We start from the raw sequence: 13,013 nt of genomic DNA on the forward strand, positions 1-13,013 counted from the left end.
TTGTCCCCGTGTGTACCGGCTTGTCTGCCCGAAGAGCCGGGAGGTCACGGGGGACCCCCCGGCCACCCGCGGCTCAGGACTCCGGCCCCGCGGGGTCGACCTCCCGCAGCAGCCCGGTGGTCACGTCGAAGACGAACCCGCGGACGTCTCGGGTGTCCAGCAGGAACGGTGAGGTGCGGACCCGCTGCATCGACTGGCGCACGTCCTGGTCGACGTCCCGGAACGCCTCCACCGCCCAGTTCGGCCGCTGGCCGACCTCCATCTCCAGGTCGTGCCGGAACTCCTCGGTGAGGCTCTCCAGGCCGCAGTTCGTGTGGTGGACCAGAGCGATGCTGCGGGTGCCCAGGGCGCGCTGGCTGATGGTCAGCGAACGGATGGTGTCATCGGTGACCACACCGCCGGCGTTGCGGATGGTGTGGGCGTCACCCAGGTCCAGGCCGAGGGCGGCGTGCAGGTCCAGCCGCGCGTCCATGCAGGCCACGACGGCGACCTTCTGGACGGGCCGGGCGTCCATGCCCGGGTCGGTGAACCCGGCGGCGTACGCGCGGTTGGCGCTCACGAGCCGGTCGATGACGCTGTCGGTGGCGGGGCGGGGTGCGGGCGCAGATGTCGACATACTCCGACGTTATCCGGCGCGCCGGGCCGGGGCCCGCTGTGAGAAGGGGGCAAAGCCGTCCAACGGCCCGTGATGTGAGCCGATCCACACCCCGCGGGCGGCCTCGCGAACGGGCCCGCGGAGGGCCGGGAGCCGGTCCGCGCGGCGCGCAGGCCCGTTGATTGACCGCGCCGGGGAGTGGACTAAAGTGACGCGAAGTGGGAGGCGCGGAGCTCCCCCGGACCGAAAACCCCGCGTGCGCGGCCTGTACGTACGGCTCGGCCTCCTCCCGCTCCCCGGTCGGCTGACGCCCCTTCCCCGGTGCCGGCGGCCCCCGGAGCGGGCGGGGACCCGGCGGTGCGTACGGCGGCGCCGATCTGAGAGGGCGCATGAGCGAGACCCGACATGTCCCGGTGATGCTCCAGCGGTGCCTGGACCTGTTGGCTCCTGCCCTGGCCGAGCCGGGCGCCGTCGCCGTCGACTGCACCCTCGGCCTCGGCGGGCACAGCGAGGCCCTGCTGAACGCCTTCCCCGGCGTCCGCCTCATCGCCCTCGACCGCGACCCGGTGGCGCTGCGGCTCGCCGGCGAGCGGCTCGCTCCCCACGCGGACCGGGCCACCCTGGTGCACGCCGTCTACGACGAGCTCCCCGAGGTCCTGGACCGGCTCGGCATCCCGCGCGTCCAGGGCGTCCTGTTCGACCTGGGGGTCTCCTCCATGCAGCTGGACGAGGCCGGACGCGGCTTCGCCTACGCCCGGGACGCACCGCTCGACATGCGGATGGACCAGACGACGGGCATGAGCGCGGCCGAGGTCCTCAACACCTACCCGCCCGGCGACCTGGTCCGCGTCCTGCGTACCTACGGCGAGGAGAAGTTCGCCCGGAAGATCGTGGACGCCGTCGTCAAGGCCCGGGCCGAGGAGCCCTTCACGAACAGCGCCCGTCTCGTGGAACTGATCCGGAACGCCCTGCCCCAGGCGGCGAAGCGCACCGGCGGCAACCCGGCCAAACGCACCTTCCAGGCGCTGCGCATCGAGGTCAACGGCGAGCTGTCCGTCCTCGAACGGGCGATCCCCGCCGCGGTCTCCCGGCTCGCCGTCGGCGGCCGTATCGCCGTGCTGTCGTACCACTCGCTGGAGGACCGGCTCGTCAAGCAGGTGTTCGCCGCCGGAGCGGGCAACACGGCGCCCCCCGGTCTGCCCGTCGTCCCCGAGCAGTACCAGCCGCGGCTGAAGCTCCTGACCCGCGGCGCGGAGCTGCCCGGGGACGAGGAGGTGGCGGAGAACAAACGCGCCGCGCCCGCCCGGCTGCGCGGCGCCCAGCGGATCAGGGAGGACCACCGGTGAAGCGGACGCTCCGCGGCAGGGCCGCCCGGCTGGCCCGGCTGATGCCGGCCGGGCCGAGTACGGCGGCCCGCACTCCGTTCGTCCTGCTGGTGGTGCTGCTGCTCGCCGGTGGGCTGATCAGCCTGCTCCTCCTCAACGCCTCGCTCAACCAGGGCTCCTTCCGGCTCAGCGAGCTGCGGAGGGAGACCACCGACCTGACGGGCCGGCAGCAGGCCCTGCAACAGGAGGTCGACGCCTTCACGGCGCCCGACGCGCTCGCGGAGCGCGCCCGCGAGCTCGGCATGGTCCCCGGCGGCAGTCCCGTCTTCCTGTACCCGGACGGCACCGTGCGCGGCGTCCCGTCCGAAGCAGCGGCCCCGTCGTCCCCGGCGCCGGGCCCGTCCGCCGCCTCCGCCGCTCCCTCCGGGCTTCCGGGCCTCTCCGGGCTCTCCGGGCCGGCGGGGGAGCCGCTCCCGGAGCCGTCCGCTCACCGCCCCGGCGGCTGACCGCCCGCATCCCCGCACCGGAAAGGCCAGCGCATGAAGGACCCCCAGCAGCCGCGCCGGCGGGTGCCCGGCCCCGCCGCCCCCCGCGGCCGCCGGCCGGGACCGGCGGGGAGGACCCCGCGGTCCGGCGGTGCCAAGGGCCGCGGGCCGGCCGCCCCCGGCGGCCGCAGTCCGCGCCCCGGCCGCCCGGCGCAGCGGCCGATCCGCCTGGGCAGCGCCCGTCCCCGCCTCCGGCTGATCAGCCTCACGCTGACCCTCGTCATGCTCGCGTTCGTGGTGCGCCTGCTCCAGGTGCAGGCGGTGGAGGCCGACACCTACGCGGCCAAGAGCCGGGTCAACCGGTACATCACCCATACGATCGCCGCCGAGCGGGGCTCCATCACCGACCGCTCCGGCGGCGAGCTGGCCACCACCGTCGACGCCTACGACATCATCGGCGACCCGTATCTCTTCGCCCCGGAGCAGAGCGGGAGCCGGGACGCCCCCGAACGGGCGGCCGAACTGCTCGCCCCCATCCTGGAACAGGACGAGGACCGGCTGGCGGAGAAGCTCTCCGCGGGCAACTCCCGCTACGCGGTCCTGGCCCGCCGCCAGTCGCCGCAGGTCTGGCAGCAGATCAAGGACCTCAGGGACGGCTTCGCCGAGAAGGCCGGCTCCGGCGGCGAGCCGAACCCGCTGGCGGGGATCTACCAGGAGCCGCACAGCAAGCGGATCTACCCGAACCGGGAGCTGGCCGCCGGGATACTGGGCTTCGTCAACGCCGAGGGCCGGGGCGGCGGCGGCCTGGAGGCCAAGCTCGACAAGGAGCTGGCCGGTGAGCCCGGCAAGATCACCTACGCCCACTCCGGCGGCCGCCGGGTGCCCACCGAGAGCGCCCGTGAGCAGCCCGCCGTGCCGGGCTCCGACGTCCGGCTGACCATCGACCGCGACCTGCAGTGGGCCGCCCAGCGGGCCATCACCGAACAGGTCCGCACGTCCGGTGCCCAGCGCGGTTACGTCGTCGTGCAGGACACCCGGAGCGGCGAGATCCTGGCCCTGGCCAACGCCCCCGGGTTCGACCCGAACGACATCTCCGCCGCCGGCACCGGCCTCGGCAACCCGGCGCTCCAGGACGCGTACGAGCCCGGAAGCACCAGCAAGGTGATGTCGATGGCCGCCGTTCTGGAGGAGGGCGCCGCCACCCCCGGGACCCATGTGACGGTGCCCAACCGGCTGCACCGGGCCGACCGGCTCTTCGCCGACGACGTCGACCACCCCACCTGGTATCTGACGCTCAACGGCGTGCTCGCCAAGTCCAGCAACCTCGGGACGATCCTCGCCGTCGAACAGCTCGGCACGACGCAGAAGGAGGCCAACAAGGTCCTCCACTCCTATCTGCGGAAGTTCGGCATCGGCCGGCCCACGGGCCTCGGCTACCCCGGCGAGACCCCGGGCATCCTGGCGAAGCCGGAGGACTGGAGCGCTTCGCAGCAGTACACGATCCCGTTCGGCCAGGGGCTCTCGATCAACGCCGTCCAGGCCGCCTCCGTCTACTCGACGATCGCCAACGGCGGGGTGCGCGTGGAGCCCACGCTCGTCCGCGGCACCACCGGCCCCGACGGCCGCTTCACTCCGGCACCGGAGCCCCGGACCACCCGTGTCGTCAGCGAGAAGACCGCCAAGACGCTGGCGAGGATGCTGGAGTCCGTGGTCGGCAGCGAGGAGGGAACGGGCACCAGGGCCCGGATCCCCGGCTACCGCGTCGCGGGCAAGACCGGTACCTCCAACCGGGTGGACCCGGACACCGGCCGTTACAACGGCTACACCGCCTCGTTCGCCGGATTCGCACCCGCGGACCGGCCGAGGGTCACCGTCTACTGCGCCGTCCAGGACCCGGACCCCGACAAGGGCAGCTACTTCGGCGGCCAGGTCTGCGGCCCCGTCTACAAGCAGGTCACGGAGTTCGCGCTGAAAAGCCTCAAGGTGGCCCCGACCGGCGCCGACCCGGCGAAACTGCCGGTGACCTTCGAGCCGCGCGGCTGAACGCGCGCCGGAACCGGGCGGAATCACGCGGATCGACGCACCACGGGGCGGGACAACGGGGAACAACAGCCGAAACCGGAAGAACCGGGAAGAGGCCCGGGAAACCGGGAGACCCCGGAGAGCCCGGACGCCCCAGTAACCGAGAAAGAGATTGAGGCCGGATCCCGTGACGTCGATCACCCCGGACGGCGAGGAACGGAACGCCTTCCGCCCCTTGTTTCGCGACCCGCCCGGTGGGCCGGGTACGCTCACCGCCGTGCCACATGCTGATCAGTCCCACACCCCGTCCCCCGACGCGCCGCCGACGGGGGACGCCCCGAGGCGAGTCCCCGCGAACCCCCCGGGGGCGCCACGCCCCCAACGGGTCCACCCGACGCCGGTGGCGAAGCTGGCGGATCAGCTGGGCGCCGAGCTCCCCCCGGGCGCCGCCGGCGCGGCGGTCACCGGCATCACCCACGACTCCCGCGCGGTGCGCCCCGGCGACATCTACGCCGCGCTCCCCGGAGCCCGCCTGCACGGCGCCGACTTCGCCGGACAGGCCGCCGGCCTCGGCGCCGCGGCCGTCCTCACCGACCCGTCCGGTGCCGAGCGGGCCACCGCCACCGGCCTCCCGGTCCTCGTCGTGGACGATCCCCGCGGCCGGATGGGCGAACTGGCCGTCACGGTCTACGGCGACCCGGGCCGCGATCTCCTCCAGATCGGCATCACCGGCACCTCCGGCAAGACCACCACCGCTTACATGATCGACGGCGGTCTCCGGGCCGCGGCCGCCGCCCGCCGCCGGCACCCGGTCACCGGCGCGGACGACGGCGGGGACGGGGAGGACGGCGGCGCCGCCGAACCCACCGGTCTCATCGGCACCGTCGAGTCCCGGATCGGCGACGAGCGCATCAAGAGCGAGCGCACCACCCCGGAGGCCACCGACCTCCAGGCGCTCTTCGCCGTGATGCGCGAGCGCGGTGTCCGCTCGGTCACCATGGAGGTCTCCAGCCACGCCCTGGTCCTCGGGCGGGTCGACGGCTGCGTGTTCGACGTCGCCGTCTTCAACAACCTCAGCCCCGAACACCTGGACTTCCACCCGGACATGGAGGACTACTTCCGGGCGAAGGCCCAGCTGTTCACCGACCGCCGCAGCCGCGCCGGCGTCGTCAACCTCGACGACGAGTACGGCCGCCGCCTGGTCCACGAGTCCGAGGTCCCGGTCACCACCTTCTCCGCGGAGGGCCATCCGGACGCCGACTGGCGCGCCGAGGAGATCGAGGTCGGCCCGCTCGGCTCCACCTTCACCGCCGTCGGCCCCAAGGGCGAGTCCGTGCGGGCCGCCGCGCCGCTGCCGGGCCCGTTCAACGTCGCCAACGCCCTCGCCGCGGTCACCGCCCTCGTCGTCGCCGGCGTCGACCCGCAGACGGCGGCCGACGGCGTCGCCGGGATCCCCGGGGTCCCCGGCCGGCTGGAGCGGGTCGACGAGGGCCAGCCGTATCTCGCCTTCGTCGACTACGCGCACAAGCCCGACGCCGTGGAGTCCGTTCTCCGCGCGGTCCGCCGGGTCACCGACGGCAGGATCCACGCGGTGCTCGGCTGCGGCGGCGACCGCGACCCGCACAAGCGCCGCCCGATGGGCGCGGCGCTGGCCCGGCTCTCCGACACCGCCGTGCTCACCTCCGACAACCCGCGCTCCGAGGACCCCCTGGCGATCCTCGCCGTGATGCTCACCGGTGCCTCCGAGGTCCCGGTCCACGAGCGCGGCGACGTCCTGCTGCACGCCGACCGCGCCGAGGCCATCGCCGCGGCCGTCGCCCGGGCCGAGCCCGGTGACGCGGTGCTGGTCCTCGGCAAGGGACACGAACAGGGCCAGCACATCGCGGGCGTGGTCCGCGCCTTCGACGACCGCGAGGTGCTGGGCGGGGCCATCCGCGCCCGTGCCGCCGCGGAGCGCGCCACCCCGGCGGAAGCCGGCGGCGCGCTCCCTCCGCACTCCACCGACCAGGGATGACAGACCGCCATGCGCGCACACGCCTTCACCCGGCAGCCGTCCGGCCCCCGCGGGGGTGACCGGTGATCGACCTCTCGCTCGCCGAGATCACCGCCGCCGTCTCCGGCCGTCCGCACGACATACCGGACCTCGGCGCCCGGGTCACCGGCTCCGTCGAGATCGACTCGCGGAAGGCGGGCCCGGGCGGCCTGTTCGCCGCGTTCGCCGGTGAGAACGTGGACGGCCACGACTACGCACGGCAGGCCGTCGAGCGGGGAGCGGTCGCCGTTCTCGCCGCCCGGCCCGTCGGCGTCCCGGCGATCGTCGTCGACGACGTCACGGCCGCGCTCGGCGCGCTGGCCCGCGAGGTCGTCCGGCGGCTGGGCACCACCGTCGTCGCGCTGACCGGCTCGGCCGGCAAGACCAGCACCAAGGACCTGCTCGCCCAGCTCCTGCAGCGGATCGGCCCGACGGTCTGGCCGCCCGGCTCCCTCAACAACGAAATCGGGCTGCCGCTGACCGCCCTGCGCGCCGAGGCGACGACCCGTCACCTCGTCCTGGAGATGGGCGCCCGCGGCAAGGGGCACATCCGGTACCTCGCGGAGCTCACCCCGCCGCGGATCGGCGTCGTGCTCAACGTCGGGACCGCGCACGTCGGCGAGTTCGGCGGCAAGGAGCAGATCGCCGAGGCCAAGGGCGAGCTGCCCGAGGCGCTGCCGCCGGCCGCGGAGGGCGGCCTGGCCGTCCTCAACGCCGACGACCCGCTGGTGCGCGCCATGGCGGGCCGTACCCGGGCCCGTACCGTCCTGTTCGGCGAGTCCGCGGACGCCGGCGTCCGGGCCGAGGACATCCGCCTCACGGACACCGGGCAGCCCGCCTTCACACTTCGCACCCCCACCGGGTGCAGTGCCGTGACCCTGCGGCTGTACGGTGAGCACCACGTGTCGAACGCGCTCGCCGCGGCCGCCGTCGCCCATGAGTTGGGCATGCCTGCCGACGAGATCGCCACCGCGCTCTCCGAGGCCGGCCAGCTCTCCCGCTGGCGCATGGAGGTCACCGAGCGCCCGGACGGCGTGACGGTCGTCAACGACGCCTACAACGCGAACCCCGACTCCGTGCGGGCGGCGCTCCGTGCGCTCGTCGCCATGGGCAAGGGGCGTCGTACGTGGGCCGTGCTCGGCGAGATGGCCGAGCTCGGCGAGGAGTCACTCGCCGAGCACGACGCGGTCGGGCGGCTGGCCGTCCGGCTCAACGTCAGCAAGCTTGTGGCGGTCGGGGGCCGGGAGGCCGCCTGGCTCGACATGGGTGCCAAGAACGAGGGTTCGTGGGGTGAGGAGTCGGTGCACGTGTCCGACGCACGGGCGGCGGTCGACCTTATGCGCAGAGAACTGCGCCCGGGCGACGTCGTGCTGGTGAAGGCGTCCCGTTCGGTGGGGCTGGAGCGGGTGGCGCAGGAGCTGCTCGCCGACGGCGGCGCGGCCGCGGGCGAGGGTGAGGTCGCCGGCCGATGAGGCAGATCCTCTTCTCCGGAGTCATCGGGCTCTTCCTGACCCTGGTCGGCACTCCGCTGCTGATCAAACTGCTGGCCCGCAAGGGCTACGGCCAGTACATCCGGGACGACGGCCCGCGCGGGCACCACGGCAAGCGCGGCACCCCCACCATGGGTGGCATCGCCTTCATCCTGGCCACGCTCATCGCGTACGCCCTCACCAAGGTGATCACCGCCACGAACCCCACCTTCTCGGGTCTCCTGGTGCTCTTCCTGATGGCGGGTATGGGCCTGGTCGGCTTCCTGGACGACTACATCAAGATCGTCAAGCAGCGGAGCCTCGGTCTGCGCGCCAAGGCGAAGATGGCCGGCCAGCTGATCGTCGGCATCGCCTTCGCGGTCCTGTCGCTCAACTTCGCGGACGGCCGGGGCCAGACACCGGCCTCCGACAAGCTGTCCTTCACGCAGGACTTCGGCTGGTCGCTCGGCCCGGTCATCTTCGTGATCTGGGCGCTGTTCATGATCCTCGCGATGTCGAACGGCGTGAACCTGACCGACGGCCTCGACGGCCTGGCCACCGGCGCCTCCGTGATGGTCTTCGGCGCCTACACCTTTATCGGCGTCTGGCAGCACCAGGAGTCCTGCGCCTACGCCGAGCGGCTGACCAACCCCGCCGCCTGCTTCGAGGTCCGCGACCCGCTGGACCTGGCCGTGGTGGCCTCCGCCCTGATGGGCGCCTGCTTCGGCTTCCTGTGGTGGAACACCTCGCCCGCCAAGATCTTCATGGGCGACACCGGTTCGCTGGCGCTCGGCGGCGCGCTCGCCGGCCTGGCGATCGTCTCCCGCACGGAGCTCCTGCTCGCCCTGCTCGGCGGCCTCTTCGTCCTGATCACGATGTCCGTCGTCATCCAGGTCGGCTCCTTCCGCCTCACCGGGAAGCGGGTCTTCCGGATGGCGCCGCTCCAGCACCACTTCGAGCTCAAGGGCTGGAGCGAAGTGCTGGTCGTGGTCAGATTCTGGATCATCCAGGGCATGTGCGTGATCGTCGGTCTCGGGCTCTTCTACGCGGGCTGGGCGGCGGGCAAGTGAACTGGACCGGCACCCGTGTCACCGTCGCCGGACTCGGTGTCTCCGGGGTCCCCGCAGCGCGCGTGCTGCGGGGCCTCGGTGCCCGGGTCACCGTGGTCAACGACGGCGACGACGAACGGTCGCGGCGGCAGGCCGCCGAACTGGAGGCGCTGGGCGTCACGGTCCGCCTGGGCGACGGCGCCACCCTCCCCGAGTCCACCGAACTCGTCGTCACCGCCCCCGGGTGGCAGCCGGACAAGCCGCTCTTCCGGGCCGCGGCCGAGGCCGGCGTCCCTGTCTGGGGCGATGTGGAGCTGGCCTGGCGCCTGCGCGGCCCGGACGCCGCGCCCTGGCTCGCCGTCACCGGCACCAACGGCAAGACCACCACGGTCCGGATGCTCGCCGCCATCCTGGAGGCCGCCGGGCTGCGCACCGCCGCCGTCGGCAACATCGGCGTCTCCGTCCTGGACGCCGTCCTCACCGAGCAGCGGGAGGGCGCCGCGCCGTACGACGTGCTGGCCGTCGAACTCTCCAGCTACCAGCTGCACTGGGCGCCCAGCCTGCGCGCGCACTCCGCCACCGTCCTCAACCTGGCGCCCGACCACCTCGACTGGCACGGCTCGATGGAGGCGTACGCCGCCGACAAGGGCCGGGTCTACCGGGGCAACACGGTCGCCTGCGTCTACAACGCGGCCGACAAGGCCACCGAGGAACTGGTGCGCGCCGCCGACGTGGAGGAGGGCTGCCGCGCCATCGGCTTCACGCTCGGCCCCCCGGCGCCCTCCCAGCTCGGTGTCGTCGACGGCATCCTCGTCGACCGCGCGTTCGTGGCGGACCGTCAGAAGCAGGCCCAGGAGCTGGCCGAGGTCTCCGACGTCAACCCGCCGGTCCCGCACAACATCGCCAACGCCCTCGCCGCCGCGGCCCTGGCCCGCGCCTACGGCGTCGAGCCGCGCGCCGTACGGGACGGCCTGCGGGCGTTCCGGCCCGAACCGCACCGCATCGCGCGGGTCGCGGAGATCGGCGGCGTCACGTACATCGACGACTCCAAGGCGACCAACACCCATGCCGCCGAGGCCTCCCTGACCGCCTACGACCCCGTCGTCTGGATCGCCGGCGGCCTCGCCAAGGGCGCCAGGTTCGACGAGCTGGTGGCGGCGGCCTCCGGACGGCTGCGCGGGGCGGTCCTGATGGGCGCCGACCGGGCCCTCATCCGCGAAGCCCTGACGCGACACGCCCCGGATGTCCCGGTCGCCGAGCTCGACCGGACCGACACTGGGGCGATGGCGGCGGCGGTCCGGGAAGCGGCGGCGCTCGCCCGGCCGGGAGACACCGTTCTGCTGGCCCCCGCCTGCGCCTCGATGGACATGTTCGTCAACTACGGCAAGCGCGGCGAGGCCTTCGCCGAGGCCGTACGCGAGCTCGGGGCCGGGCATGGGGGACAGGGACGCTGACCGGGCCGCCCCCCGTGCCCGGCCGGCCGCCCGGCACCCGGCAGCCCGACTGGAGGGGACATGACGGCCGAGCGGCCCCGCATCCCGACACGTGAGCGAGCCCCGGCACGTCCCCGCCCGGCACGGTCCGGCGGGGCGGGCCGGAGCCGCACCGCCCCGGCCCGCCCCGGACGCCGCCCCTCCGGCCGCTCCGGCCCGGTGCACCGGCTGCGGCACCTCAGGGACCGTCTGCGGCGCGCCTGGGACCGTCCGCTGACGGCCTATTACCTGATCCTGGGCAGCGGGCTGCTGCTGACCGTGCTGGGCCTGGTGATGGTCTTCTCCGCCTCCCAGATCCAGGCGCTCCGCTCCGACCTGCCCTCCACCTACTTCTTCGGCAAGCAGCTGCTGGCCGCCGGGATCGGCGCGGGCCTGCTCCTGCTGGCCTCCCGGATGCCGGTCCGTCTCCACCGCGCCCTGGCGTACCCGCTGCTCGCCGTCTGCCTGGTGCTGCTGGTGCTGGTCCAGATCCCCGGCGTCGGGCACGCGGTGAAGGGCAATCAGAACTGGATCCAGCTCGGCGGCCCGTTCCAGCTCCAGCCCAGCGAGTTCGGGAAACTCGCGCTCGTCCTCTGGGGCGCCGACCTGCTCGCGCGCAAGCGGGAGAAGAAGCTGCTGACCCAGTGGAAGCACCTGCTGGTGCCGCTGGTCCCGGTCGCCTTCCTGGTGCTCGGACTGATCATGCTCGGCGGCGACATGGGCACGGCCATCATCCTGACCGCGATCCTCTTCGGCCTGCTCTGGCTGGCCGGCGCCCCCACCCGGCTGTTCGCCGGGGTGCTCGCGGTCGCCGGGCTCATCGGCGCGCTGTTCATCGGGACCAACCCCAACCGGATGGCCCGCCTGGAGTGCATCGGTGCCACCGACCCCGGCCCGCAGGACCAGTGCTGGCAGGCCGTCCACGGGATATACGCTCTGGCCAACGGCAACTGGTTCGGTGCCGGCCTCGGCGCAAGCGTGGAGAAATGGGGTGAACTACCCGAACCACACACCGACTTCATCTTCGCCGTGACAGGGGAGGAACTCGGCCTGGCGGGGACGCTGTCGGTGCTCGCCCTCTACGCGGCTCTAGGCTATGCGGGTATCCGCGTGGCCGGACGCACGGAGGACCCCTTCGTCAGGTACGCCGCGGGAGGTGTGACCACCTGGATCACGGCCCAGGCCGTGGTCAACATCGGTGCGGTGCTCGGCCTGCTGCCGATCGCCGGAGTCCCGCTCCCGCTGGTCTCCTACGGGGGGTCGGCCCTGCTGCCGACCCTGTTCGCCGTCGGGCTGATGATCGCGTTCGCGCGCAGTGAGCCCGCCGCCCGGGCGGCCCTGGCCATGCGGCAGCCTCGTCTGAGGCGGTTTTACCCGGGAAAGCGGCTGGCCCGGGCGGGAAGGAACACGATGAGACGGCGCGCGGAGCGGCCGCCGTCCGGAGAGCGGTGAATTTCGGTGCATGTCGTACTCGCCGGTGGGGGGACCGCCGGCCACATCGAGCCCGCGCTCGCCCTCGCGGATGCCCTGCGGAGGCACGACCCGGCCGTGGGAATCACGGCCCTGGGAACGGAGCGCGGACTCGAGACCCGGCTCGTACCCGAGCGGGGCTACGAACTGGGGCTGATCCCGGCCGTACCGCTGCCGCGCAAGCCCACGCCGGAACTGATCACCGTTCCCGGCCGGCTGCGCGGCACCATCAAGGCCGCGGAGCAGATCCTGGAGCGCACCAAGGCCGACTGCGTGGTGGGGTTCGGCGGCTATGTGGCGCTGCCCGGCTATCTCGCGGCCAAGCGGCTGGGGGTGCCGATCATCGTCCACGAGGCCAACGCGCGCCCCGGCCTCGCCAACAAGATCGGCTCGCGGTACGCGGCGGCCGTCGCGGTGAGCACCCCGGACAGCAAGCTGCGCGGCGCCCGTTACGTGGGCATTCCGCTGCGCCGCTCCATCGCCACCCTGGACCGGGCGGCGGCCCGGCCGGAGGCCCGGGCCGCGTTCGGCCTGGACCAGAACCTGCCGACCCTGCTGGTGTCCGGCGGATCGCAGGGCGCGCGGCGGCTGAACGAGGTCGTGCAGACGGTGGCTCCGGCGCTCCAGCGTGCGGGCATCCAGATCCTGCACGCGGTCGGCCCCAAGAACGAACTGCCGCGGGCCGACAACATGCCGGGCATGCCGCCGTACATCCCCGTCTCGTACGTGGACCGGATGGACCTGGCCTACGCGGCGGCGGACATGATGCTCTGCCGGGCGGGCGCGATGACGGTCGCCGAGCTGTCGGCCGTCGGGCTGCCCGCCGCCTATGTGCCGCTGCCCATCGGCAACGGTGAACAGCGGCTCAACGCCCAGCCGGTGGTCAAGGCGGGCGGCGGACTCCTGGTGGACGACGCCGAACTGACGCCCGAGTGGGTACAGCAGCAGGTGGTGCCGGTGCTCACCGACGCCTACCGGCTGCACGAGATGTCGCGCGCGGCCGCCGACTTCGGCCGCCGGGACGCCGACGAACTGCTGGTCGGCATGGTCTACGAGGCGATCGCGGCACGCCGGGCCGGCTGACGGCCGCGGAG

The 13,013-nt window shown here is 73.5% G+C and carries 10 protein-coding genes; 9 read left to right on the plus strand and 1 reads right to left on the minus strand.

All coding sequences use genetic code 11. The features are described from left to right. Positions 1–73: 73 nt before the first annotated feature. A complete protein-coding gene (locus SXIN_RS24135; protein ID WP_019709457.1) occupies positions 74–616 on the minus strand; it encodes a beta-class carbonic anhydrase in 543 nt (180 codons plus the stop codon). Positions 617–984: 368 nt separating this feature from the next. Here SXIN_RS24135 and rsmH point away from each other — a divergent pair, with 368 nt between their 5' ends. The 9 genes from rsmH (at position 985) to murG (ending at position 13,002) form a co-directional block, all read left to right on the plus strand. Further along, the gene (gene rsmH, locus SXIN_RS24140) at positions 985–1,941 is read left to right on the plus strand and encodes a 16S rRNA (cytosine(1402)-N(4))-methyltransferase RsmH (RefSeq protein ID WP_039821709.1); all 957 of its coding nucleotides are present in this window, start codon (positions 985–987) and stop codon (positions 1,939–1,941) included. Further along, a complete protein-coding gene (gene ftsL / locus SXIN_RS24145; RefSeq protein WP_019709459.1) occupies positions 1,938–2,426 on the plus strand; it encodes a cell division protein FtsL in 489 nt (162 codons plus the stop codon). Before rsmH ends, ftsL begins: the two co-directional genes overlap by 4 nt. Before the next feature lie 33 nt (positions 2,427–2,459). Then, on the plus strand, positions 2,460–4,448 hold the full coding sequence (locus SXIN_RS24150) for a peptidoglycan D,D-transpeptidase FtsI family protein (RefSeq protein ID WP_095757523.1): 1,989 nt from the start codon (positions 2,460–2,462) through the stop codon (positions 4,446–4,448). 166 nt (positions 4,449–4,614) lie between these two features. Further along, positions 4,615–6,441 carry a UDP-N-acetylmuramoyl-L-alanyl-D-glutamate--2,6-diaminopimelate ligase gene (locus SXIN_RS24155; protein ID WP_050930879.1) on the plus strand — a complete coding sequence of 609 codons (1,827 nt, stop codon included), beginning with the start codon at positions 4,615–4,617 and terminating at the stop codon, positions 6,439–6,441. Positions 6,442–6,503: 62 nt separating this feature from the next. Then, positions 6,504–7,931 carry a UDP-N-acetylmuramoyl-tripeptide--D-alanyl-D-alanine ligase gene (locus SXIN_RS24160; protein WP_019709462.1) on the plus strand — a complete coding sequence of 476 codons (1,428 nt, stop codon included), beginning with the start codon at positions 6,504–6,506 and terminating at the stop codon, positions 7,929–7,931. After that, the gene (gene mraY / locus SXIN_RS24165) at positions 7,928–8,998 is read left to right on the plus strand and encodes a phospho-N-acetylmuramoyl-pentapeptide-transferase (protein WP_019709463.1); all 1,071 of its coding nucleotides are present in this window, start codon (positions 7,928–7,930) and stop codon (positions 8,996–8,998) included. The genes SXIN_RS24160 and mraY overlap by 4 nt, the downstream gene beginning before the upstream one ends. Then, positions 8,980–10,431, plus strand: coding sequence for a UDP-N-acetylmuramoyl-L-alanine--D-glutamate ligase (murD, locus tag SXIN_RS24170; protein WP_039821715.1), 1,452 nt, complete (start codon positions 8,980–8,982; stop codon positions 10,429–10,431). Before mraY ends, murD begins: the two co-directional genes overlap by 19 nt. Before the next feature lie 60 nt (positions 10,432–10,491). Then, a complete protein-coding gene (ftsW, locus tag SXIN_RS24175) occupies positions 10,492–11,901 on the plus strand; it encodes a putative lipid II flippase FtsW (RefSeq protein ID WP_095757524.1) in 1,410 nt (469 codons plus the stop codon). Positions 11,902–11,907: 6 nt separating this feature from the next. Beyond that, positions 11,908–13,002: an undecaprenyldiphospho-muramoylpentapeptide beta-N-acetylglucosaminyltransferase gene (gene murG / locus SXIN_RS24180; RefSeq protein WP_019709466.1), complete on the plus strand. Its 1,095-nt coding sequence runs from the start codon at positions 11,908–11,910 to the stop codon at positions 13,000–13,002. Positions 13,003–13,013 lie beyond the last annotated feature (11 nt).

It is taken from the genome of Streptomyces xinghaiensis S187, assembly GCF_000220705.2.
GTDB classification, from domain to species: domain Bacteria; phylum Actinomycetota; class Actinomycetes; order Streptomycetales; family Streptomycetaceae; genus Streptomyces; species Streptomyces xinghaiensis.

What these genes read in the sequence shown, in the direction of transcription:
- rsmH (WP_039821709.1), top strand. Translation starts at nt 985, where the DNA reads ATGAGCGAGACCCGACATGTCCCGGTGATGCTCCAGCGGTGCCTGGAC.
- mraY (WP_019709463.1), top strand. Translation starts at nt 7,928, where the DNA reads ATGAGGCAGATCCTCTTCTCCGGAGTCATCGGGCTCTTCCTGACCCTG.
- ftsW (WP_095757524.1), top strand. Translation starts at nt 10,492, where the DNA reads ATGACGGCCGAGCGGCCCCGCATCCCGACACGTGAGCGAGCCCCGGCA.
- SXIN_RS24135 (WP_019709457.1), bottom strand. Translation starts at nt 616, where the DNA reads ATGTCGACATCTGCGCCCGCACCCCGCCCCGCCACCGACAGCGTCATC.
- SXIN_RS24150 (WP_095757523.1), top strand. Translation starts at nt 2,460, where the DNA reads ATGAAGGACCCCCAGCAGCCGCGCCGGCGGGTGCCCGGCCCCGCCGCC.